We start from the raw sequence: 22385 nt of genomic DNA, 5'->3' as shown, positions 1-22385 counted from the left end.
TCGTGGAACTGCTCTTCGTCGTCCTCGGTGGCGCCATCATCGGCCTCGCCGGACGCTACCTCCTGCCGAACCGCCACACGCACGGCTCCGCGCTCATCCCCGCCGTCGGCGTGATCGCGTCATCCGTGCTGTGGGTCGCCCTCACCTGGGCGGGCCTGAAGTGGGACGGCGGCTGGATCTGGTGGATCACTCTCCTCGGCACGGCTGTGATCGTCGCCGTCACCGACCTCGTCGTCGGGCGCGTGCGCGCCGCGAACGACGAGCGGATGCTGCACACGCTGACGAAGGGCGCGGTCGTCCGCTGACGCCGTCGCCGCTCGCCGAGTGGTGACATCTCGTCACCATTCGTCGCGCGTTCCCGCAACGAGTCACCACTCGCGGCGCGAAGCGCGAGCCGCTACGCGGTCAAGCCGAGCGCATCCATCCTCCGGGTGTGCGCGGCGATCAGCTCCGTGAAGATGGGCTCGATCCGCTCCTCGTCCGTCGCCCGGTTCCCCGAGAGGTGCAGCGCCGACCGCGCGACCAGCAGCGTGTCGCCTACGAGGCGGCGTCCCCACATCGCGAGCCGGGACGCGAGCACCGGGTCGCTCGCGATCTGCCCCCGCAGCACCTCGAGGATTCCCTCCTGGCCCGATTCCGAGCCGAGCAGGTGCGCGAGCCGGGGTCCCACGTCGCCGGGGAGCCCCGCCGCGAGCCGGATGAAGAAGTCGTCCAGCAGCCCGCCCGTCACCAGCGCCGACAGGAGGGTCTCGCGCCAGTCCACCCCAACGATGAGCGCGCTGAAGCCCTCGATCTCGTCGGCGAACGGCTTCATCGCCTCCGCCGGGTCGTCGCCGCGGCGGCGGATCTCGGCCACGATCCCCTGATGCTTCGACAGCGCGTGTCCGGCCGCGGCCGACACCAGCCCCTTCGCCCGCAGGTCGTCCGTCTCGGCCGCGACGCGCGAGAGCGTCTCGAACTGCTCCAGTTGCAGGTACGCGGCCTGGCCGAGATACGGCAGCAGGTCCGGCATGACTTCGTGCAGGTCGATCCGCACGGTGGCGACCGGGCGCGCACGCGGGGTCAGTCGCGAGAGCTCGACGGAGGGCCGTCGCCGGGTGAACCAAGTTGACACGCTCAGCAGTGTATCGGGGACCGTCCAGTAGGCTTGGACCGCCGTCGGCGCAGGATCGACGGCCCTACGCCTGCGACAGAGAACTGCGACAGTGAAAAGGGCGTGGACACTCCAATCGAATCGACAGGCAACTCACCAGTGACTTTCTCCGATCTCAACATCGACCAGGACATGGTGGATGCGCTCGCCGCCAAGGGCATCATCGAGCCGTTCCCCATCCAGACACAGACCATCCCCCTCGCCCTCACCGGCCAGGACATCATCGGCCAGGCGAAGACCGGAACGGGCAAGACCCTCGGCTTCGGCCTCCCCCTCATCCAGCGCCTGGGCCTCGACCCGGCGCCCGGCGTCAAGGCCCTCGTGGTCGTGCCGACCCGCGAGCTGGCCATCCAGGTCTACGAAGACCTGGAGACCGCCGCATCCGGCCGTCCCACCTCCATCGCCAGCATCTACGGCGGCAAGGCCTACGAGGGGCAGATCGCGCAGCTCAAGGGCGGCGCCCAGATCGTCGTCGGCACGCCCGGTCGTCTCCTCGACCTCGCCGGCCAGCGCCTCCTGAACCTCGGCAACGTGGAGGAGATGGTGCTCGACGAGGCCGACAAGATGCTCGACCTCGGCTTCCTCTCCGACATCGAGAAGCTGTTCGCGCAGACGCCGGCCACCCGCCACACCATGCTGTTCTCGGCGACGATGCCGGGCCCGATCGTCGCCCTCGCGCGCCGGTTCATGACCCGCCCGGTGCACATCCGCGCCAGCGACCCCGACGAGGGACAGATCCAGGCGAACATCAAGCACCTGATCTACCGCGCCCACTCGCTGGACAAGGACGAGGTCATTTCGCGCATCCTGCAGGCCGAGGGCCGCGGCAAGACCGTCATCTTCACGCGCACGAAGCGCGCCGCCGCGAAGCTGGTCGAGGAACTCAACGACCGCGGCTTCAACGCGGCCGCCGTGCACGGCGACCTGAACCAGGAGCAGCGCGAGCGCGCCATGGCCGCGTTCAAGGCGGGCAAGAAGGATGTGCTGATCGCGACCGATGTGGCCGCGCGCGGCATCGACGTGGATGACGTCACGCACGTCATCAACCACACCATCCCCGAGGACGAGAAGACCTACCTGCACCGCGTAGGCCGCACCGGCCGCGCCGGCAAGACCGGCATCGCGGTGACGTTCGTGGACTGGGACGACCTGCACAAGTGGGCTCTCATCAACCGCGCGCTCGACTTCGGGCAGCCGGAGCCGACCGAGACCTACTCGTCGTCGCCGCACCTGTACACCGACCTCGACATCCCGCAGGGGGTCAAGGGCCGGCTGAAGCCGACGCCCGCCGTGAAGTCGCCGGACGTTCCCCGGGGCGGTCGCACCGACTCCACCGGGCCCGATGGGTCCGACCGGGGCGGCTCCGACCGCAGCGGTCGCGGCCGTCGCCGGACGCGCGGAGGCTCCGATCACGGCGCGTCGCAGGGCGCCGTGCAGGGCGCGACTCAGGGCTCTGAGGCGTCAGCGGCCGAGGGCGGCGAGGCGAAGGCTCCCGCCGCCGGCACGCACGATGGCGGCGGCTCGCAGCACCGCGACGGCAACAGCGCTCCGCGCCGCCGTCGCCGTCGCTCGCGTGGCGGTTCCGCCGCGACGCCCGCCAGCTGACGCACCCAGACCCACACACCAACAGCTCCTGAGTTTTTCGCTCGATTCGCCCCTCTGGGCACGAAAAACTCAGGAGCTGCGTGTTTGTGCAGCAGGCCGGCTCAGTACCAGTTGGGGTCGTGGCTCATCTCGAAGTTCCATGCTGCGCATGGTGAACCGTAGGCGCGGTTGATGTAGTCCAGCCCCCAGTTGACCTGGGTGTTCTGGTTCGTCATCCAGTCGGGTCCGGCTGAGGCCATCTTGCTCGCCGGCAGCGACTGCGGGATGCCGTAGGCGCCGCTGTCCGAGTTGTACGCGTTCGCGCGCCAGCCGGATTCGTGGTTCCACAGCTTGATGAGGCACGGCATCTGGTCGCTCCCCCAGCCGAACGCCGGCAGCCGGCTTGCGGCGTACGCCTGCGCCCCCGCAGGGTCGACGACCATACCGGGCGGCGGTGCGAAGCCGTCCGACCCTCCGCCAGTATTCGCCGCCGACGCTGCCGCTTCCGCAGCGGCGACTCCCGCGGCGTACTTCTGCTCGACGGATGCCTCCGTGTTCTTCAGCGACGCCAGCTGTGCGTACAGCGTGTTCGCGTGCTGCTTCTGATCGGCCAACTGGGCGTCGGCCGCAGCCTTCGCCGCGTTCGCCACCTCCAGCGCCTTCTTCGCCGCGACGGCGAGCTGGTCGCGAATCTTCTGGGCATCGGTCGCCTGGGCGCTGAGCGACGACGCGACGTTCTTCTGCGCGTTGGCCTGCGCGAAGAGAGTGCTGGACTGGTCCGCCAGCTTGGACACCGCCCCGAGCTGGTAGAGCAGGGATTCGGACGTGCCCGCACTCGGACTGAGGAAGAGCCGGAGGGAGACGGACGAGGTTCCGGCCCGCGTGAGCTGTTCGGCCAGTTTTCCGCTCTGCGCCTTCAGCGCGTCGGCCTTCGCCGACGCATCCTGAGCCCTCTGCGCGAGGCTCTGGGCCTTCTGCGTCGCGGACTGCAGATCGGCTTCGGCCTTGCCGTATTCACCCAGCCGCTTGACGGCGAGATCGCCGGCCGCGTTGGCGGCCGTCTGGAGCCCCTGCAGGAGCCCGTTGATGCGGTCCACCTCGGCCTGGGCGGCCGTCGCGTTGTTCTTCGCCGCTTGGACGTCCTCCCACGAGGGATAGCTGTCCGCGTTCGCGGGCGCCACTCCCGCCGAGACCACCAGAGCCACCGTCAAGGCGGCGGCGACCGCCGATCCTCGCCAGAACCGTCTCACCCGCGCACCTCGCCTTCTCACCCCGACTGCTTTCGTACCCCGCCCTCCAGGCTAGGGGCAGGTCGTCAGGGAGCGTAGAAAGGCGCCGCGCCTGTCGCTTCTTCGATCATCGCGTCGACGACGGCCGGATCGGTCGTGTGCTCCCCCAGCCGGTTGGGCTTGCCGGCACCGTGGTAGTCGCTGGAGCCGGTGATCCGCAGGCCGTACCGGACCGCCAGTTCGCGCAGGCGCTCGACGCCATCCGGCTTGTTCTCGCGGTGGTCGAGCTCCAGCCCGAACAGGCCACCGTCGACGAGCCGCTTCAGGCGGTCCTCGGGGATGACGCGCCCGCGACCGCCTGTGGCCGGATGCGCCAGCACCGGCAGACCGCCGGCGCCGCGGATGAGTCGGACGCCGGTCAGCGGGTCGGGAGCGTAGTGCGGCTGGAAGTATCCACTCCGCCAGTGCAGGATCCCCGCGAACGCGGCGCTCCGGTCGGTGGCGAGCCCTCGTGCGACGAGTGCGTCGGCGATGTGCGGACGGCCGACCGTTGCGCCTTCCGTGGCCTGGGCGAGCACATCCTCCCAGGTGACGTCGTAGTCCTCGGAGATGCGCCGGACCATGTCCTCCGCGCGCCGCATGCGGCCGTCCCTGATCCGCTTGGTCTCCGCGACGAGCGCCGCGTTCGCCGGATCGAAGAGGTACCCGAGCATGTGAACGCTGGCGAACTCGATGCGCGTCGACAGCTCCATCCCCGGGATGACGGTGATACCGGAGCGAGCGGACTCCGCGGCCGCGTCCGCCCAGCCGGCGGTCGAGTCGTGATCGGTGAGCGCGACCGTGCCCAAGCCCGCCTCCGCCGCAGAGCGCACGAGCTCTGCCGGGGTCTGCGTGCCGTCGGACACGCTGGAGTGCGTGTGCAGGTCGACGGGACCCCGGAACCGCCGCGCATCACCCATGCTGACCATCCTAGGAGGGCGCTGACCGGCCGGGCGCATGGCGCCGCCGGGTGGAAGAATGGACGCCATGTCCTCCCAGCCGACCAGCTCAGCCACCCCCGCCACCGGTTCCGACACCAGCGCCGTCGTGACGACGACCGAGACCAGCGAAGCCGCCGAGACCGACCAGGCGCCGCGCGCGACGCAGAACCGCTCCACGACGCCGGGATCGGATGCGTTCCGCCGGTACATCGGCAGCGGCTGGGCCGAGCACCCCGAGCTGCTGCCGGAGCCGCGCAGGCAGGCGCAATACGCGGCTGCGCGGCGCGCGCGGATCTCCGAACTCTTCCCGGGCAAACGGCTCATCATCCCGGCCGGACGCCTGGCGCAGCGCTCCAACGACACCGACTTCCCGTTCCGGGCGCACTCGGCGTTCACGCACCTGACCGGGTGGGGGTCGGACTCCGAGCCCGGTAGCGTCCTCGTGCTGGAGCCGTCCGGGAACGGCCACGAGGCCACGCTGTACTTCCGTGAGCGCGCCGGGCGCGACTCCGACGAGTTCTACGCGAACCCCGAGATCGGCGAGTTCTGGATCGGCCCACGGCCGTCGCTGGCGCAGGTCGCGAGCGACCTCGCCGTCGCCACCCGTGGCATCGCCGACGTGCGCAGCGTGCTCGACACGGTCGACGGCGACACCGTGGTGTTGCGCGAGGCCGACCGCGCCATCACCGATGAGGTGGATGCGGCCAGGATGCTGCTCGGCGCCGGCTCGGAGAGCGACGGCACCGACGTCGACCCCGAGGACCACAGCGAGGACGACCGCCTCGCCCGCGACCTCTCCGAGCTCCGCCTGGTGAAGGACGACTTCGAGGTCGCCGAACTGCGCGCTGCGGTGGCCGCGACCGCCCGCGGCTTCGACGACGTGATCGCCGACCTGCCGCGCATCACCGCGCACCCGCGGGGCGAGCGCCTGGTGGAGGGCGTCTTCTACGGTCGCGCCCGCGCCGACGGCAACGCGGTCGGCTACGACACGATCGCGGCGAGCGGGCCGCACGCGTGCATCCTGCACTGGACGCGCAACGACGGTCCGGTGGTGCCCGGAGACCTCATCCTGCTGGATGCGGGCGTCGAACTGGACAGCTACTACACGGCCGACATCACCCGCACGTTCCCCATCGACGGAACGTTCACCGAGACGCAGCGCCGGATCTACGAGGCGGTGCTGGAGGCCGCCGACGCGGCCTTCGCGATCGTCCGCCCCGGCATCCGGTTCCGGGAGATCCATGCGACCGCGATGGCGGTCATCGCCCGGCGCACGGCCGAGTGGGGGCTGCTGCCGGTGAGCGCCGAGGAGGCACTGGAGGCGGACAACCAGCAGCACCGCCGTTACATGGTGCACGGGACGAGCCACCATCTGGGACTCGACGTGCACGACTGCGCGCAGGCGCGACGCGAGCTCTACCTCGACGGCGTGCTGCAGCCCGGGATGGTGTTCACCATCGAGCCGGGGCTGTACTTCCAGCCGGACGACCTGACGGTGCCCGAGAGCTTCCGGGGGATCGGCGTGCGGATCGAGGACAACATCCTTGTCACGGAGGACGGCGCGGAGAACCTCTCCGCGGCCATCCCCCGGACCCCCGACGACGTCGAAGCGTGGGTGCAGCGCCCGTCGCAGCGCTGAGCGCTCAGGCCGGCGGCCGTCAGGCCCGCGGGTGTCAGGCCCGCGGCGCGGGCGGCCGCTCGTCGCCGGTAGGCGGTGCGACGGGAGGTGCGGCGGCCGGCGGCGCAGGCGGCGGGTCGGACGGATGCTGCGGCTGGGCCGGCGGCGTCCATCCCGGTGCGGCCGCCGCAGGCTGCTCCGCTCCCCCGCTCTGCAACAGGTTGCGGGCGCGGTTGCCGAGCTCGGAGTCGACGAGCACCGAGTAGCTGGTCGCGATCACCTGCTGGACGGAGGTGAAGTCGCGCGTCCGGCGATTGACGGCGTAGGTGACGATGCCCCACAGCATCCCGAACCCGGCGCCGATCAGCACGGCGGCGAACACGAACGCGAGGCTGACGCTCGGCGAGAAGATGATGAGCAGGAGGCCGAAGAAGATCCCGAGCCAGGCGCCGGACGCCGCACCCGCCAGGGCGACCCGGCCCCAGCTGAGCTTGCCGGTGACGCGCTCGACGCTCTTCAGGTCGCTTCCGACGATCGAGACCTTGTCGACAGGGAAGTCGGCGCGGGCGAGCACGTCGACCGCTTCCTGCGCGGCCGGGTAGGTCTCGAACGTGGCGACCACCTCGCCCCGCGGCAGCGTCGGAAAGAGGAGACGGTTGCGCCCGCCCAGGGGTCCCTGTGTGCTCATGTCCCCCATTGTTCCATCCGCCGCCGACCACGGCAGGGAGACCTGTGGAAAACAGCCCTCATTCACCTGCGAGCGCTAGGTTTATAGGGTGAGTTCCGCCAGAGTCTTCGTCGCCCGCCTTGCCGGCACGACCGTGTTCGACCCCGTTGGTGACCGGGTCGGCAAGGTTCGCGATGTCCTCGTGGTGTACCGCAAGAACGACCCGCCGCGGGTCGTCGGCCTGATCGTCGAGATCCCCGGCAAGCGGCGCGTCTTCCTTTCGATCGGGCGCGTGACCAGCATCGGCAGCGGCCAGATCATCACCAACGGCATCATCAACATGCGCCGCTTCGAGCAGCGCGGCGGCGAGGTCCGCGTGATCGCCGAGCTCCTCGGCCGCCGGGTCGTCTTCGCCGAGGGCGGAGGCGAGGCCACCATCGAAGACGTCGCCATCGAAGAGACCGAGACCGGCGACTGGGCCGTCAGCCAGCTGTTCGTGCGCAAGCCGAAGACGGGCGCATCCCCGTTCGCCAAGGGCCCCACCACGTTCGTGTCGTGGAACGAGGTGCGCGAGAAGCAGAAGCTCGGCGAGGCGCAGTCGGCGGAGCAGCTGATCGCCACCTACTCGGAGCTGAAGCCCGCCGACCTCGCCAACACCCTCCTCGACCTCCCGCAGCAGCGGATGCTGGAGGTGGCCGAAGAGCTGCCCGACGACCGCCTTGCCGACGTGCTCGAAGAGATGCCCGAGAGCGAGCAGGTGCAGATCCTCACCCAGCTCGACGACGACCGCGCGGCCGACGTGCTCGACCAGATGCAGCCGGATGACGCGGCCGACCTCATCGCCCAGCTCTCCGACGAGCGCGGCGAGCACCTGCTCGAGCTGATGGAGCCGGAGGAGGCGGACGACGTCCGCATGCTCCTCAGCTACAACCCGGACACCGCGGGCGGTCTGATGACCACCGAGCCGATCATCGTGTCGGCCGACGCGACAGTCGCCGAGGGCCTCGCGCTCATCCGCCGGCACGAGCTGGCGCCTGCACTCGGCGCAGCCGTTTGCGTTACGCTGCCTCCCTACGAGCCGCCGACGGGCCGCTTCCTCGGGATCGTGCACTTCCAGCGGATGCTGCGCTACCCGCCACACGTCCGCCTCGGCACGCTGCTCGACCCCAGCCTGGAGCCGGTGACCGCCGGCACCTCCGCGGCGGAGGTCTCGCGCATCCTCGCCTCGTACAACCTGGTGTCCGTCCCGGTCGTTGACGACAAGTACCGGCTCGTCGGGGTGGTGACCATCGACGACATCCTCGACTACCTGCTCCCCGACGACTGGCGAAGTCAAGACGAGGACGACCCCGTGAAACGCACGGCGGCGTCCGACGAGACCGGCAGCATCCGCATCGTGAACGGAAGGAGGGGCGGGAGTGGCACGAGGTAGGCAGGACTCAGGGCTCGACGCCCCGAACGGGCTGGGCACGCCGAAGGGTTTGCGCACGCCGGTGCTCCGGCGCGACCGCGTCGAGTCGAGCGACCGTTTCGGCCGGTTCACCGAGTGGATCGCGCGTGCAATGGGCACACCGTGGTTCGTCCTCGGGCTGACGGTCTTCGTCATCGCCTGGATGGCGTGGAACACGCTCGCGCCCGAGGCGTGGCGCTTCGACTCGGCCGCGATCGGCTTCATCGCCCTGACGCTTGTGCTGTCGCTGCAGGCGTCGTATGCCGCGCCGCTCATCCTGCTCGCCCAGAACCGGCAGGATGACCGCGACCGCGTGCAGATCGAGCAGGACCGGCAGCGGGCTGAGCGCAACCTCGCCGACACCGAGTACCTGGCGCGTGAGGTGGTCGCTCTGCGCCTCGCGGTGAAGGACATGGCGACGAAGGACTTCATCCGTGCCGAGCTGAGGTCGTTGCTCGAGGACCTCGAGAGGAGCGACGCGGGCGACGGCGAGCAGGCCCGTGCCTGAGCCGGGCCTCGCCGGGGCCGTCCGGAGCGCCCTCGCGGCGGTTCTCGACCCCGAGATCCGCAAGCCGATCACCGAACTCGACATGGTCGGCGACGTGTCGGTGGATGCGGAGGGCCGTGCCGAGGTCGGCATCAAGCTCACCATCGTGGGCTGCCCCGCCGCCGACGCGATCGAGCGGGATGTGCGCACGGCGGTCGCCGCGGTCCCGGGCGTCGCCCAGGTCGCGGTCGACGTGTCGGTCATGACCCCCGCCGAGCGGAAGGCACTGACCGAGAAGCTGCGAGCCGGGAGGCCGGCGCGCGGACAGCAGTTCGGGCCCGATTCGCTGACGCGCGTGTACGCGGTGACGAGCGGCAAGGGCGGCGTCGGCAAGTCGACGGTCACGGCGAACCTGGCCGTCGCACTGGCCGAGCGCGAGCTGCGCGTGGGCATCGTGGATGCGGACGTCCACGGCTTCTCCATCCCCGGCATCCTGGGGCTCACCGACGAGAACGGCGTCGCGCCGCGGCCCACCCGGGTGGATGACATGATCCTTCCCCCGGTCGCCTACGGCGTGAAAGTGGTGTCGATCGGGATGTTCGTCGACTCGGCCTCGGCCGCGGTGGCGTGGCGCGGGCCGATGCTGCACCGCACCATCCAGCAGTTCCTGTCCGACGTCTTCTTCGGCGACCTGGATGTGCTGCTGCTCGACCTGCCGCCCGGCACCGGCGATGTGGCGATCTCCGTCGGTCAGCTGCTGCCCGGCGCCGAGGTGCTCGTCGTGACGACCCCGCAGCCCGCCGCGGCGGATGTGGCGGAGCGGAGTGGCGTCGTCGCCCGGCAGACCGGTCAGCGCGTGATCGGCGTCATCGAGAACATGGCGGGGCTCGTGCAGCCGGACGGCAGCGTGCTCGACCTCTTCGGCTCGGGTGGCGGGGCCGAGGTCGCCCGCCGGCTGTCCACCGGTCAGGACGAGGAGGTGCCGCTGCTCGCCAGCGTGCCCCTCAGCATCCCGTTGCGGGCGGGTGGGGACACGGGCGCGCCGATCGTGGTGACCGACCCGACCGACCCGGCCGCCGCGGCGATCCGTCAGGTGGCGGAGCGCCTCGCGACCCGGAGCCGCGGCCTCGCCGGCCGCAAGCTCGGCCTGTCCGTGCGCTGACCCACGCGGCGCTCAGCCAGCATCCGCGAGGTGCTCGCAGGTGCGGCCACGCACGGCGTGTCGACCGCAACTACGAGCACCTCACGGCACGTCGGGCGGCTCGACCGCTCGGGCGAGGAGCTCCACGAGGAGCCGCTCGGCGATGGGACGCGGCAGCGCCTCCACAAGGGCGAGTAGCGGCGCCTGGTCATCCGGCAGCCCCGGCGTACCCCCACCGCCGAGGCCGACCGACGCCAGGATGTGCGCGGCCGTCGCCGAGTCCAGCTCGGTCACCGCAGCCAGCTCCCCAGGAAGCGCCGCCAGCACCGCCTCCTGGTCGATCGGCGGGATGCCGCGCGCCTCGTCCGCCGCTCCCCTCAGGGCCGCCTCCAGCTCGTCGATCCTGCCCTCGGTGACCGGGGTGACCGTCAGGTGCGTGGTGTGAGGCAGGTGCGTGCCGTCCGCCTGCGCCAGGCCCGGCTGCTGCTGCAGGATCCAACCGCGGCGGCGCACCCGGTCGGCCCAGTGGTGCGGGTCGACGCGGCGCGCAGGCTCCACCGTCTCGTCCGTGGTGACGGCGAGCAAGGGACCAGTCGGCTCGCCGAGCACCCGCAGGCCGTCGATGTCGCCGACGATGTCCTGCAGGCCGCGGGTGGCGCGACGGCACGACTCGGCGAGCCCCGCGAATCCTCGGGCACCGAGCGCCTGGATGATCGCCCAGGAGGCCGCGAGCGCCCCCGCGGACTTCGACCCGAGCAGCGTGGAGTTGACCACCGGGTAGCCCGGCCATCCTGTGGTGGCGAAGTACTGGTGGCGCTGCCGGTCGCGGTCACGCTGCAGCAGCACGCTCGCCCCCTTGGGCGCGTAGCCGTACTTGTGCAGGTCCGCCGACACGCTGGTGACGCCCGCGACCCGGAAGTCCCAGGGCGGCAGCGCCGTTCCGTCGGCGGCGCGCCAGAATGGGAGGATCCAGCCGCCGATGCACGCATCCACGTGGCAGGCCACGCCTGCCTCCTCGCACGCTGCGGCCACCTCCTCGATCGGGTCGAGCGTCGCGTACGGGTACGACGGCGCCGAGACGACGACGAGCGCCACGTCCGGTGCGATCCGCGAGACGAGCCGGGAAGCATCCACCCGTCCCGTCGCCGGGTCGACCGGGACGAGATCGAGGGTCAGGTCGAACAGCGCGGCGGCCTTCTGGAACGCGGCGTGCACGGTGACGGGAGCGAGCAGTCGCGGCGTTCCCGTGCTGCCCTGCGCCCGCCAGACGTCGCGGGCGGTCTTCACCGCGAGCAGGCACGACTCGGTGCCGCCCGAGGTGACCGACCCGGCCACCTCGTCCCCACCCCGCAGCAGCTCGCGCGCGAACCCGATCACCTCGCGCTCCATCACGGCTACCGACGTGAAAGTCGTCGGGTCGAGCCCGTTCACCGGCTGCACCAGGCGCATGGCCTCGGCGGCGAGTTCGTCGAGTTCGGGCATCCCTGAGTCGTACACGTAGCTGAGGACCCGGCCGCCGTGCGTCGGGGCATCCGCCTCGCGCAGCGCCGCGAGCCGGTTCAGGATCGCGCGCCCGTCAAACGACACCATCGATGTCTCCCTTCCGCAGCCGGTACCGCATCAGCGGCACCAGGCTGATCGCGATGAGCGCGGCCGGGATGACGCTGAAGCTCAGCGCGATGCCCGCGACCGCGCTCGCCGGCTGGCTCGCCCCGGCCTCCACCGCGGCGCCTGCCGCGGCACTCCGCGACACGTAGCCGCTCGCGGCCAGCACGATGCTGAGGACGGTCGCGCCGAGGGCCATGCCGGTCGTCTCCCCCGCCGTCCACATCCCCCCGAAGGTCCCCGCGCGTCCCTCTCCGTTGCGGCGGGCGTCGTGCGAGATCACGTCCGGCAGCATCGCCATCGGCAGTGACTGCATCCCTGCGTAGGCGGCGCCCGCCACGGCGACGGGCGCGTAGACCCATGCGCCCGGCGCCCACACCAGGGCGACCATCGAGAGGGCGGCGACACCGAACAGGATGCTCGCGGCGACGAAGCCGCGCTCCTTGCCGATCCGCCGCGCGACGATCCCCCACACCGGCGTGACGATCAGCGCCGGTCCGATCAGCGCGATGAACAGGAAGGTGACCGCATCCTCCGAGTGCAGCACCCAGGTGGCCACGTAGTTGGCTCCGGCCAGCATCAGGCCGGTTGCGAGCCCCTGAAGCAGGAAAGTGAGCAGCAGCGCGCGGAAGGGCTGGCTGTCGCGCAGCACGCGCATCCCGGCCGCATAGTTCGAGCGGAGGGTCGCCAGCACACTCTCCCCCGGCGGCTGGACGCCCTCCGGCAGGCCGCGGGGGGCCACGAAGGCCGACACGGTCATCCCGGCGCCGATCACCACACCCGCGACGAGCGCCATGAGCAGGTAACCGGCGAACGAGTTGCCGCCGCCGAGCGAGCGTAGGGCCGGCCCACCGGCGCCGAAGAGCAGGATGGCGAAGGTCAGCACCACGACCCGCCAGGTCAGCAGCCGCGTCCGCTCGTCGTAGCCGGACGCGAGTTCGGCGGGGAGGGCGATGTACGGCACCTGGAACAGGCTGAACGCGGTCGCCGTCATCACGAACGCCAGCAGCACCCAGACCGCGGCGGCGGCCGTGGGCGTCCCGGGAGGCACGGCGAAGGTGAGCAGGAAGAAGACCGGCAGAGCCAGCGCGCCGACGAGCATCATCGGCCGCCGGGACCCGCGAACGGCCAGCATCCGGTCGCTGCGCGCACCGATCACCGGGTCGATCACGACATCCCACACCTTGGCGACCGTCACCACGACACCGGCCGCGATCGCGGCGACGCCGAGAGAGTCGGTCAGGTAGTAGACGAGCACGAGCCCGGGGAGAGTGGCAAACCCGCCGGTGCCCAGCGAGCCGACGGCATACCGCGCGACGGTCGCCCGAGTGAGCGACTGCTCCGTTGCGATCATGTCCGCAGCGTAGTGGATGCGCGCCCCCGCGCGCCGCGCCGCCTCAGGTGGACTCTGTGTCGAACGGCGGAATCGCGCCAGCGGTCAGCGGCATCTTTCGTTGCGCGTACGCCGACTGCGTCACCGGCTTGATCGCACCGGCGGGCGCCGGCGCATCCTCCAGCAGCGCTTCCCGGATGATCCGCCGCGGATCGTACTGCCGCGGATCGAGCTTCTTCCAGTCGACGTCGTCGAACTCGGGGCCCATCTCGTCGCGCATGCGGTCTTTCGCGCCGTTCGCGAAGTCGCGGAGCGAACGGACCAGCGAACCGAGTTTCGCGGCGTAGGCGGGCAGGCGCTCAGGGCCGATGACGAACGCAGCGATCACCGCCACGATCAGCAGCTTGTCGAAGGTCAGCCCGAGCACCTTTCCAGGGTATCGCGGCGGTGCCTGCACGGATGCCGGGTGAGCCGACCGTATCCTCGGAGTTGACCACGAAACGCGGTCGATCGACGGGAGCACTGTGTCAGACAAGGACTCGAACTGGAGATTCGCCGACGACGTCGTCGTCGAGACCGAGGTCATCGCGCGGGCCAGGCAGCAGTCGCTCGAACTCGGCATCGAACCCCTCTCGCCGGCGACCGGCGCGCAGGCGGCTGTCGTGGTCGCGGCCACGCGTGCCGAGAACATCATCGAGATCGGCACCGGAGTCGGCGTCTCGGGGCTGTGGCTCCTCACCGGCGTCGCGGAGGCGCAGCTGACCTCCATCGACGTAGAGGTGGAGTACCAGCAGCACGCGCGGGCGTTCTTCACCGAGGCGGGCGTCCCCTCGAACCGCGTGCGTCTCATCCCGGGCCGCGCGCTCGAGGTGCTCCCCCGGATGAACGAGAACTCCTACGACATCGTCTTCATCGACGCCGACCCCCAGTCGGTGATCGAGTACGTCGAGCACGGCCTGCGTCTCGTGCGACCCGGCGGCACGGTGCTCGTTGCCCGCGCGCTGTGGAGAGGCCGCGTCTCCGATCCCGCAGCGCGGGACGAGCTCGCCACCGGCTTCCGGACCCTGATCACCGAGACCTCGGCGTCGGGAGCGGTCATCAGCGCGCTCTCGCCCGCCGGCGAGGGCCTGCTGCAGATCACCAAGCTCGCGCCCTGAGGGCGCCGACATGCGCGAGAAGGGCCCCGATCGCTTTCGATCGGGGCCCTTCTCAGCCCAACTGAATCGGGCGTAAGGCGAATCAGGCGGAGGTCACCACACTCGCGAGTGCGTCGTGCAACTCCTTGGCTTCCGCGTCATTGACGGAGACCACAAGTCTTCCCCCACCTTCGAGCGGCACACGCACGATGATGAGCCGTCCCTCCTTCACAGCCTCCATCGGGCCGTCCCCGGTCCTCGGCTTCATGGCCGCCATGCAGCTCCCCTTTCGTGGATGTCCTTCTATTATCCGACATCGTTGCCGACGTGCGGAAATCGTCGGTATCACGGAGGTGACCAGTCGTATCCGTCGATCGTCCAGCAGATCGCCACCCAACCGATCTGCAAGGCCACGAAGAGCACCACCATCCCCACCCGGTAGATCCGTCCGCGCGGCAGCGCGAGGGCTCCGAGCAGTGGGAACAGGGGCATGAGCAGCCGGAACGTGCTGGACTGCGGGAAGAACACAGCGAAGAGGTACAGCGAGTACGCGGCGATCCAGAACCGCAGGTCGACACCCAAACGCTTCACCGCCGGAGAGAACAGCAGGATGCCGAACAGCGCCACGATGACGACCAGCGCGACGACGCCCACCCAGCCAGGGATGCCGAGCATCGAGCTCGCCCACCAGTCGGCGCCCTGGAACCACGGCGCGAACGGCAGCAGGTGCGTGTAGCCGATGTAGGGTGCCCGCCAGGCGAGTTCGGTGTCCGTGTAGGCGCTCCACGAGCCTGTCGCGACCGCGGCGATCGCCGGCCACGCCAGTCCCGCCAGGCCGCTGAACACCGCGAGCGAAGCGCTCAGCACGCGCTCGCGCACGGGGTACGGGTCATCGCGGCGCCGCAGCCACCGGTATCCGACGTGCAGGACGAGCGCCAGCGCGAAGGCGAGCCCCGACGGCCGGGTGAACGCCATGGCGAGGACGACCGGGAAGAGCCAGCCGTACCGCCGCTCGACGAGCAGCAGCAGCGCCGTGGCCAGGAGCAGCAGGTACAGCGACTCCGCGTAGGCGACCTGGAAGAGCGGCGAGACCGGCGAGACGCAGAACAGCACCACTGCGAAGAGGCTCGTGGAGGCGCCGAGCCCTACCCGTCGCATGAGCTGATGGAAGACGAGGGCCGCTCCACCGCCCGCCAGCAACGACACCAGCACGGCGGCGACCGGCCACGGCTGCCGGGTGATGAACATGACGGCGTCCACCACGCCCGGGTACCCCGGCAGGAACGCCCAGGCGTTCTCCACGACATGGCCGTCGGTACCGACCGGGAGGGAGGCGGGATAGCCATAGCCGGCGACGATCTCGTACCAGCGGCCGTCCCACAGGTTCGCGAACGAGAAGTAGTCGGGCGCTGCGCTGGTCCAGGCGTTCTTCCCCTCGCCGGCGGCGAAGCTCAGGAGGATGACGGTCGTGACGACGCGGGAGGCGAGGTAGATCGCGATGACGCGCACCCACCACAGCGTCCACCAGGGACCGCGGCCGCCGACGGCAGTGTCGTCCGTCCGCAGACCCGCGTCGGTGTCAGCGGGAGCCGGCACCCGTGAGCCAGGCACGCAGACCCTCCTCGACCGCCACGATCTGCTCCACGTCGACGCGCTCGTCGTCGGCGTGCGCCTTCAGCGGGTCGCCGGGACCGTAGTTGACCGCCGGGATGCCGAGGGCGCTGAACCGGGCGACATCCGTCCACCCGTACTTCGGCTTGGCCACCCCGCCGACGGCGGCGACGAACTCCTGCGCGAGTGGAGCATCCAACCCCGGGCGCGCACCGTCTGCCCGGTCGACCACCGTGATCTCGTAATCGCCGAACAGTTCGTGCATGTGCTCGATGGCCTCCTGCGAGCTGCGGGACGGCGCGAACCGGTAGTTGATGTGCACCATGCACTCGTCGGGGATGATGTTGCCCGCCACTCCCCCGGAGATGCCGACCGCGTTCAGGCCCTCCTTGTACACGAGCCCGTCGACCTCCACCTCGCGGGGCTGGTAGGCGGCGAGGATGTCGAGGATCGGCGCGGCCTTGTGGATCGCGTTGTCGCCCACCCAGCCCCGCGCCGAGTGCGCACGCAGGCCGTAGGTGCGGACCTCGACGCGGAGGTTGCCGTTGCAGCCTCCCTCGACGACGCCGTTGCTCGGCTCACCGAGGATGCCGAAGTCGCCGACGAACAGGTCAGGACGCTTGCGGGCGAGGCGACCGAGGCCGTTCAGCTCGGCGTTGACCTCTTCGTGGTCGTACCACATCCACGTCACGTCGACGGCTGGGTCGGTGAGCTCGGCGGCAAGCTTCAGCTGCACGGCGACGCCGGCCTTCATATCCACTGTGCCGCGCCCCCAGAGGTAGCGGATGCCGTCGTGCTCCTCGAATCGCGTGGGCAGATTGTTGTTCAGCGGCACGGTGTCGATGTGCCCGGCGATCAGGGCGCGGCGCTCACGGCCGAGGTTCGTGCGGGCGACGATGGCGTCGCCATCCCGGATCACCTCGAGGCGCGGCAAGGAGCTGAGCGCGGCCACCATCGCGTCGGCCAGGGTGCCCTCGTTGCCGGAGACGGACTCGATGTCGCACAGCTGACGCGTCAGGTCGATGGACGAGGCGGTGAGGTCGAGGGGAACGCTGCTGATCTGCACCCTACTAACCTAGGGGCATGCCTTCCGACGTGCGTAACAGCTTCGCCGCGCCCACCTCCGAGCAGCGCTCCGCGTGGGGCTACGGCCTCGCGACCGTGGCCGCCGACGGCACCGTGCTCGACACGTGGTTCCCTGAACCGCGGCTCGGCACCCTGCCCGCCGGCCGTGACCGCTGGATCGCCCCGGCCGAGCTCGAGGAGCTGGCCGGAGACGACCCGCGACGGGCCGTCCGCGTCGACATCGTGACGGTGGAGATCGACCTGGATGCGCCTCCTGCCTCCACGCCCGACGCCTACCTCCGCCTGCACCTGCTCTCGCACCTGCTGGTGCAGCCGAACGGTCTGGAGCTCGACGGCATCTTCGCGCATCTGCCGACGGTGGCCTGGACCAACGCCGGGCCGGTGAACCCGGCGGACCTCGACCGGCTGCGTCCGCGGCTGCAGCGGGCCGGCATCCAGGTGTACGGAATTGACAAGTTCCCGCGCCTGCTCGACTACGTGACTCCCGAGCGCGTGCGCATCGCCGACGCGTCGCGCGTGCGCCTCGGCGCGCACCTCGCTCCGGGCACGACGGTCATGCACGAGGGATTCGTCAACTTCAACGCCGGCACGCTCGGCACCTCGATGGTCGAGGGCCGCATCTCGCAGGGCGTCGTCGTCGGCGACGGCTCGGACGTCGGAGGGGGCGCATCGATCATGGGGACGCTGTCGGGTGGCGGCACGCACCGCGTCTCCATCGGCGAGCGGGCGCTGCTGGGAGCCAACTCCGGCATCGGGATCTCGATCGGCGACGACTCGGTGGTCGAGGCGGGGCTCTACGTGACCGCCGGGACGAAGGTCGTCGTCGTGGGCGAGGCACCCACCGCAGACGGCCGCCCGCGCACGGTGAAGGCGGCGGAACTGTCCGGCCAGCCCGGCCTGCTCTTCCGCCGCAACTCCCTCACCGGGGCCGTAGAGGTGCTCCGCCGAGCCGGCGCCGCCGTCGAACTCAACGCCGCCCTCCACGCCTGACCCCTCCACGCCTGACCCCGCCGTCGCCCCCGCCGTCGCCCCAAGCCAACAGCTCCTGAGTTTTTCGCCCTCCACGTGCGTTTTCGTGCGAAAAACTCAGGAGCTGTTGGCTGGGGTGCCGGGAGTCAGATCATCGCGAGGGTGGAGGCGGGGTCGGTGAGGATGCGGCCGATGTCGGCGAGGAAGCGCGACGCCTGCTCGCCGTCGACGATGCGGTGGTCGAAGGTCAGCGCGAGCGTGAGCACCTCGCGCAGCGCGATGCCGCCCTCGTGCTCCCACGGCTGACGGCGGACCGCGCCGACGGCGAGGATGGCCGCCTCCCCCGGCGTCAGGATCGGCGTCCCCGCATCCACGCCGAACACGCCGACGTTCGTGATCGTGATCGTGCCGCCGGAGAGCTCGGCGGGTGACGTTCGCCCGGCGCGCGCGGTCTCGGCGAGCTGACGGATCGCGCCCGCGATCCCGCCGAGCGTGAGCCCGTCGGCGTCACGGATGACGGGGACCATGAGCCCGCGCGGCGTCGCCGCGGCGATCCCCAGGTGCACGTACTCGGTCTGAACGATCTCGTTCGCGGCCTCGTCCCAGCGCGAGTTCACCTCGGGCGTGCGTCGAACCGCGAGCAGCAGCGCCTTGGCGACGATCGCCAGCAGTCCCGGCCGGGTCTCGGCGAACTCCGGCCGGGCGCGCAGCCGCGCCGACAGCTGCATCGCGGCCGTCACATCCAGCGTCAGGAACACCGTCGCCTGGGGCGCCCCGAACGCGCTCCGCACCATCGCCTCAGCGGTCGCCTTGCGGACGCCGCGGATCGGAATGCGCTTCTCGCGCGATCCGTCGACCGGAGACGCGGAGGGTGCGGACGCGGACGCATCGTGCTGACCGGCATACGCCTGCACATCGTTGCGGGTGATGAGCCCGCGGTCGCCCGATCCCGAGACCGAGGCGAGGTCGACGCCGAGCTCGCGGGCGAACTTGCGCACCGGCGGGGTCGCACGCGGCCGCTCGGCGAGGGCCGTGCGCGCGACCGGCGCGGGGCCCCCACTCGCGGCGACCTCAGTGCGCGGCACGGGCGCCAGACCGGGTCGCGCCCTCCGTGCGGGACGCACGGCTGAATCCGGCCGCGCGCCGTACCCGACCAGCGTCGGCTCGGCCTTCTCGGCAGCAGCCGGAGCGGACGGCGTGGCCGCCGGCGCCGCGGGCGCCTCCTCGACGCTCTCCCCCGCATCCACCTCGAACGCGACCAACGGCTCCCCGACCGCCACCGTCACCCCGGGCTCCACGAAGAGCCGCGAGACGCGGCCGTCGTACGGCGCCGGCAACTCCACCAGCGCCTTGGCGGTCTCCACCTCGGCGATGATCTGGTTCAGTTGGACGGTGTCGCCCACCGACACCTTCCAGGCGACCAGCTCGGACTCGGTGAGACCCTCACCCAGATCGGGCAAAGCGAACTCGCGGACGGCCATCAGTCCTCCACCCCGCTGAGCGAGTTCGGGCGGTCCATGGCGCGGTCGATGCCGTCCAGGATGCGGTCGAGGTCCGGCAGGTGCGCCGCCTCCAGCCGCGCAGGCGGGTACGGGATGTCGTGCCCGGTCACCCGCACCGGCGCGTGCTCCAGGTGGTAGAAGCAGCGCTCGGTGATGGAGGCGGAGATCTCGGCTGCGAGTCCGCCCGACAGCGCGGCCTCGTGCGTGACGACCAGGCGGCCGGTCCGCTTCACCGAGTCCACCACGGTGTCGAGGTCGAGCGGCGACAGCGAGCGCAGGTCGATGACCTCCACGGAGACGCCCTCGTCGGACGCGGCGACGGCCGCATCCCGGGCCAGTTGCACGAGTCCCCCGTACGTGACCAGCGTCACGTCCGTTCCCTGCGTCAGCACCCGGGCGGTGCCCATCGGGCGCGCGTCGGCGAGCGGAGCATCCTCATCCACCTCGCCCTTGGCGTGGTAGCGGCGCTTCGGCTCGAAGAACAGCACGGGGTCATCGGACGCGATCGCCTGCTGAATGAGCGTGTACGCATCCTGAGGATCGGACGGGCTGACCACCCGCAAGCCGGCCGTGTGGGCGAAGTACGCCTCCGGCGAGTCGGAGTGGTGCTCGGCCGAGCCGATGCCCCCGGCGAACGGCACCCGGATGACGATCGGCATGCGCACGGCACCCTGGGTGCGGTAGTGCATCCGCGCCACCTGGTTCACGATCTGGTCGAAAGCCGGATAAATGAATCCGTCGAACTGGATCTCGACCACCGGGCGGTACCCGCGGTACGCCATTCCGACCGCGGTGCCGAGGATCCCGGACTCCGCCAGCGGCGAGTCCATCACCCGGCGCGGGCCGAACTCGGTCTGCAGGCCGTCCGTGACGCGGAAGACCCCGCCGAGCGTGCCGATGTCCTCCCCCATCAGGACGACGCGGTCGTCGCCGGCCAGCGCCTGGCGCAGACCCGCGTTGATGGCCTTGGCCATGGTGAGTGCCGTCATCCCTTGTCGCCCCCCACGAACGTGCGCAGGTAGCGCGAGTAGTGGTCGCGCTGGCGGGCAATCCCGGTGTGCGGCTCGGCGTAGACGTTGTCGAACACGCTCAGCAGGTCGGGGTCGGCAAGGGTCGTGATCCCCGCGCGCATCTCGGCGGCGACGGCGTCGGCCTTGGCGGCGATCGCCGTCCTGCGCTCCTCCGTCAGCGCGCCCTGCGCCTCGAGGTACGCCTCCACCCGCGAGAGCGGATCCTTGCCGCGCCACTGCTCGAGCTCGGCCGCGTCGCGGTAACGCGTCGGGTCGTCGGCGGTCGTGTGCGGACCCATCCGGTAAGTCACGGCCTCGATGAACGTCGGGCCGCCGCCGCTGCGCGCCCGGTCGAGGGCGGCGCGAGTGACGGCGAGCACGGCGAGGACGTCGTTGCCGTCGACCCGGACGCTCGGCACGCCGAAGCCGGGGGCGCGGTCGGCGATGGGACGCTGCGCCTGCAACGAGACGGGCTCGGAGATCGCGTACTGGTTGTTCTGGCAGAAGAAGATCACCGGCGCGGCGTAGGTCGCGGCGAAGATCAGGGCCTCGCTCACATCCCCCTCGCTGGTCGCGCCGTCACCGAAGTACGCGACCGCAACAGCATCCGTCCCGTCGGCCTGGATGCCGAGCGCGTAGCCGGTCGCGTGAAGGGTCTGCGCGCCGATGATGACCTGCGGCGTCGCCATGTTGATGTCGTACGGGTTCCAGCCGCTCTGCGTGGTGCCGCGCCAGACGCGCAGCAGATCGACGAGGCCGGCGCCGCGGCAGTACGCCACGCCGTGCTCCCGGTAGCTGGAGAAGACGAAGTCGTCGGAGCGCAGCGCCCGGCCGGACCCGATCTGCGCCGCCTCCTGCCCGAGCAGCGGAGGCCACAGCCCCAGCTCGCCCTGGCGCTGCAGAGCGGTCGCCTCCGAGTCGATGCGGCGGATGACGCGCATGTCCTCGTACAGCGCGACCAGCTGGTCGGTGCCGATGTCGGACACCCAGGCGTCGAAGCGGTCGTCCTCGTGACGGACGCCGTCGGCGTCGAGGAGGCGGACGACGTCGAGGTCGCCGAGGCCGGTGTCGTGGAGCCCCAGCTCACCGAGGGAACCGAGGTCGGTGTGGGAGCCACCCCGACGGGTGGCGGGCTGATTGTCGATCGTCACGGTTCACGCAACCTTCACTCTCGCGCCCGGTGTGCGCTGCTTGTGGCGCGCACGACCGGCTTCCGGCCTCCTTGCCGGAATTAGTGGGAAGGCTACGCTGCCGGATCAGCGCGCACAACCATCGGCGTGTCGACCGAGCAGGATGCTCTATCCAGCCGCGTAGCGGACTGCTAAGTTTCGCACTATGCGCAGCTTCGACAACACAGACCGCCGCATCCTGCTGGCCCTCGCCGACGACCCACGGTCGACCAACGTGTCGCTCGCCGACCGGCTCGGGCTCAGCCGAAACACGGTGCAGGCGCGCGTCGCGGAACTGGAGCGGAGCGGCGCCTTCCTGTCGTTCGAGCGGCGCATCTCGGCGCGGGTCGCCGGCTACCCGCTCGCCGCCTTCGTCAACGTGCACGTGCAGCAGCAGCGGCTGGCGGCAGTCGTCGAGAGTCTCGCCGGCATCCCAGAGATCGTGCAGGCGCACGGGCTCTCCGGCCAGTCGGACCTGCTGCTGCGCGTGGTGTGCGTCGACGCAGAGGACCTCTTCCGGATCACGGGCATCATCCAGTCCACCGACGGCGTCGACCGCGCCGAGACCTCCCTGGACATGGGCGAACTCATCCCCTACCGCCTGCGACCTCTGCTCACCCGCGACGCCTGACGCGCCAACCGCCCCGGGATGCAC

The 22385-nt window shown here is 70.8% G+C and carries 22 protein-coding genes; 9 read left to right on the top strand and 13 right to left on the bottom strand.

Annotated elements, in window-relative coordinates; all coding sequences use genetic code 11:
* Nucleotides 1-2: 2 nt before the first annotated feature.
* Nucleotides 3-305 carry a hypothetical protein gene (locus AB7E03_RS01165; RefSeq protein ID WP_489938525.1) on the top strand — a complete coding sequence of 101 codons (303 nt, stop codon included), beginning with the start codon at nucleotides 3-5 and terminating at the stop codon, nucleotides 303-305.
* A gap of 92 nt (nucleotides 306-397) precedes the next feature.
* On the opposite strand, the gene AB7E03_RS01160 is transcribed toward AB7E03_RS01165, so the two are convergent.
* Nucleotides 398-1114, bottom strand: a complete 717-nt coding sequence (locus AB7E03_RS01160; protein ID WP_489938523.1) for a ferritin-like fold-containing protein — start codon at nucleotides 1112-1114, stop codon at nucleotides 398-400.
* A 138-nt stretch (nucleotides 1115-1252) separates the two neighbouring features.
* Here AB7E03_RS01160 and AB7E03_RS01155 point away from each other — a divergent pair, with 138 nt between their 5' ends.
* Nucleotides 1253-2758: a DEAD/DEAH box helicase gene (locus AB7E03_RS01155; RefSeq protein ID WP_489938521.1), complete on the top strand. Its 1506-nt coding sequence runs from the start codon at nucleotides 1253-1255 to the stop codon at nucleotides 2756-2758.
* Between the two features lie 101 nt (nucleotides 2759-2859).
* On the opposite strand, the gene AB7E03_RS01150 is transcribed toward AB7E03_RS01155, so the two are convergent.
* Together AB7E03_RS01150 and AB7E03_RS01145 are read right to left on the bottom strand one after the other, a co-directional pair.
* Entirely contained in the window at nucleotides 2860-3987 is a 1128-nt protein-coding gene (locus AB7E03_RS01150) for a coiled-coil domain-containing protein (RefSeq protein WP_489938519.1), read from the bottom strand.
* Nucleotides 3988-4052: 65 nt separating this feature from the next.
* On the bottom strand, nucleotides 4053-4925 hold the full coding sequence (locus tag AB7E03_RS01145) for a PHP domain-containing protein (RefSeq protein ID WP_489938517.1): 873 nt from the start codon (nucleotides 4923-4925) through the stop codon (nucleotides 4053-4055).
* 58 nt (nucleotides 4926-4983) lie between these two features.
* Between AB7E03_RS01145 and AB7E03_RS01140 the strand changes: the two genes are divergently transcribed.
* Nucleotides 4984-6585: an aminopeptidase P family protein gene (locus tag AB7E03_RS01140; RefSeq protein ID WP_489938515.1), complete on the top strand. Its 1602-nt coding sequence runs from the start codon at nucleotides 4984-4986 to the stop codon at nucleotides 6583-6585.
* Nucleotides 6586-6619: 34 nt separating this feature from the next.
* On the opposite strand, the gene AB7E03_RS01135 is transcribed toward AB7E03_RS01140, so the two are convergent.
* The gene (locus AB7E03_RS01135; protein WP_489938513.1) at nucleotides 6620-7252 is read right to left on the bottom strand and encodes a YflT domain-containing protein; all 633 of its coding nucleotides are present in this window, start codon (nucleotides 7250-7252) and stop codon (nucleotides 6620-6622) included.
* Between the two features lie 88 nt (nucleotides 7253-7340).
* Between AB7E03_RS01135 and AB7E03_RS01130 the strand changes: the two genes are divergently transcribed.
* From AB7E03_RS01130 to AB7E03_RS01120, 3 genes are read left to right on the top strand one after another with little or no spacing between them, the layout of a single operon-like run.
* Nucleotides 7341-8663: a magnesium transporter MgtE N-terminal domain-containing protein gene (locus AB7E03_RS01130; protein WP_489938511.1), complete on the top strand. Its 1323-nt coding sequence runs from the start codon at nucleotides 7341-7343 to the stop codon at nucleotides 8661-8663.
* Nucleotides 8650-9189, top strand: a complete 540-nt coding sequence (locus AB7E03_RS01125) for a DUF1003 domain-containing protein (protein WP_441782729.1) — start codon at nucleotides 8650-8652, stop codon at nucleotides 9187-9189. Before AB7E03_RS01130 ends, AB7E03_RS01125 begins: the two co-directional genes overlap by 14 nt.
* Nucleotides 9182-10330 (top strand): Mrp/NBP35 family ATP-binding protein, encoded by a 1149-nt coding sequence (locus tag AB7E03_RS01120; RefSeq protein WP_489938509.1) that lies wholly within the window; start codon nucleotides 9182-9184, stop codon nucleotides 10328-10330. The genes AB7E03_RS01125 and AB7E03_RS01120 overlap by 8 nt, the downstream gene beginning before the upstream one ends.
* A gap of 81 nt (nucleotides 10331-10411) precedes the next feature.
* Here AB7E03_RS01120 and AB7E03_RS01115 read toward each other — a convergent pair whose 3' ends face one another.
* From AB7E03_RS01115 to AB7E03_RS01105, 3 genes are read right to left on the bottom strand one after another with little or no spacing between them, the layout of a single operon-like run.
* The gene (locus AB7E03_RS01115; RefSeq protein WP_489938507.1) at nucleotides 10412-11899 is read right to left on the bottom strand and encodes a pyridoxal phosphate-dependent decarboxylase family protein; all 1488 of its coding nucleotides are present in this window, start codon (nucleotides 11897-11899) and stop codon (nucleotides 10412-10414) included.
* Nucleotides 11886-13268 (bottom strand): MFS transporter, encoded by a 1383-nt coding sequence (locus AB7E03_RS01110; RefSeq protein ID WP_489938505.1) that lies wholly within the window; start codon nucleotides 13266-13268, stop codon nucleotides 11886-11888. The genes AB7E03_RS01115 and AB7E03_RS01110 overlap by 14 nt, the downstream gene beginning before the upstream one ends.
* A gap of 43 nt (nucleotides 13269-13311) precedes the next feature.
* Nucleotides 13312-13674, bottom strand: a complete 363-nt coding sequence (locus AB7E03_RS01105) for a twin-arginine translocase TatA/TatE family subunit (RefSeq protein WP_489938503.1) — start codon at nucleotides 13672-13674, stop codon at nucleotides 13312-13314.
* A gap of 97 nt (nucleotides 13675-13771) precedes the next feature.
* Between AB7E03_RS01105 and AB7E03_RS01100 the strand changes: the two genes are divergently transcribed.
* Nucleotides 13772-14404 carry an O-methyltransferase gene (locus AB7E03_RS01100; RefSeq protein ID WP_441782734.1) on the top strand — a complete coding sequence of 211 codons (633 nt, stop codon included), beginning with the start codon at nucleotides 13772-13774 and terminating at the stop codon, nucleotides 14402-14404.
* An 82-nt stretch (nucleotides 14405-14486) separates the two neighbouring features.
* Here the strand turns inward: AB7E03_RS01100 and AB7E03_RS01095 are convergent, their stop codons facing one another.
* The 3 genes from AB7E03_RS01095 to dapE all read right to left on the bottom strand — a co-directional run bounded on the left by AB7E03_RS01095 (nucleotide 14487) and on the right by dapE (nucleotide 17060).
* Nucleotides 14487-14660: a DUF3117 domain-containing protein gene (locus AB7E03_RS01095; RefSeq protein ID WP_018190460.1), complete on the bottom strand. Its 174-nt coding sequence runs from the start codon at nucleotides 14658-14660 to the stop codon at nucleotides 14487-14489.
* Nucleotides 14661-14728: 68 nt separating this feature from the next.
* Nucleotides 14729-15994 carry a hypothetical protein gene (locus AB7E03_RS01090; protein WP_489938500.1) on the bottom strand — a complete coding sequence of 422 codons (1266 nt, stop codon included), beginning with the start codon at nucleotides 15992-15994 and terminating at the stop codon, nucleotides 14729-14731.
* Entirely contained in the window at nucleotides 15963-17060 is a 1098-nt protein-coding gene (dapE, locus tag AB7E03_RS01085; protein WP_489938498.1) for a succinyl-diaminopimelate desuccinylase, read from the bottom strand. The genes AB7E03_RS01090 and dapE overlap by 32 nt, the downstream gene beginning before the upstream one ends.
* Before the next feature lie 17 nt (nucleotides 17061-17077).
* Between dapE and dapD the strand changes: the two genes are divergently transcribed.
* Complete coding sequence (gene dapD, locus AB7E03_RS01080) at nucleotides 17078-18070, top strand: 2,3,4,5-tetrahydropyridine-2,6-dicarboxylate N-succinyltransferase (RefSeq protein WP_489938496.1); 993 nt, start codon at nucleotides 17078-17080, stop codon at nucleotides 18068-18070.
* Nucleotides 18071-18195: 125 nt separating this feature from the next.
* Here the strand turns inward: dapD and AB7E03_RS01075 are convergent, their stop codons facing one another.
* Genes AB7E03_RS01075 through pdhA form a run of 3 tightly spaced genes read right to left on the bottom strand, consistent with a single transcriptional unit; the run spans nucleotide 18196 to nucleotide 21712 of the window.
* A complete protein-coding gene (locus tag AB7E03_RS01075) occupies nucleotides 18196-19530 on the bottom strand; it encodes a dihydrolipoamide acetyltransferase family protein (protein WP_489938494.1) in 1335 nt (444 codons plus the stop codon).
* Entirely contained in the window at nucleotides 19530-20540 is a 1011-nt protein-coding gene (locus AB7E03_RS01070; RefSeq protein WP_489938492.1) for an alpha-ketoacid dehydrogenase subunit beta, read from the bottom strand. Before AB7E03_RS01070 ends, AB7E03_RS01075 begins: the two co-directional genes overlap by 1 nt.
* Nucleotides 20537-21712, bottom strand: coding sequence for a pyruvate dehydrogenase (acetyl-transferring) E1 component subunit alpha (gene pdhA / locus AB7E03_RS01065; RefSeq protein WP_489938490.1), 1176 nt, complete (start codon nucleotides 21710-21712; stop codon nucleotides 20537-20539). Before pdhA ends, AB7E03_RS01070 begins: the two co-directional genes overlap by 4 nt.
* A gap of 184 nt (nucleotides 21713-21896) precedes the next feature.
* On the opposite strand from pdhA, the gene AB7E03_RS01060 reads away from it, so the two are divergent.
* Nucleotides 21897-22361, top strand: a complete 465-nt coding sequence (locus AB7E03_RS01060) for an Lrp/AsnC family transcriptional regulator (protein WP_489938488.1) — start codon at nucleotides 21897-21899, stop codon at nucleotides 22359-22361.
* Nucleotides 22362-22385: the final 24 nt, after the last annotated feature.

This window comes from Leifsonia sp. RCC_180, assembly GCF_058138205.1.
Note: the sequence above shows the minus strand (reverse complement) of the source record. Positions and strands in the feature narration are given on the sequence as shown.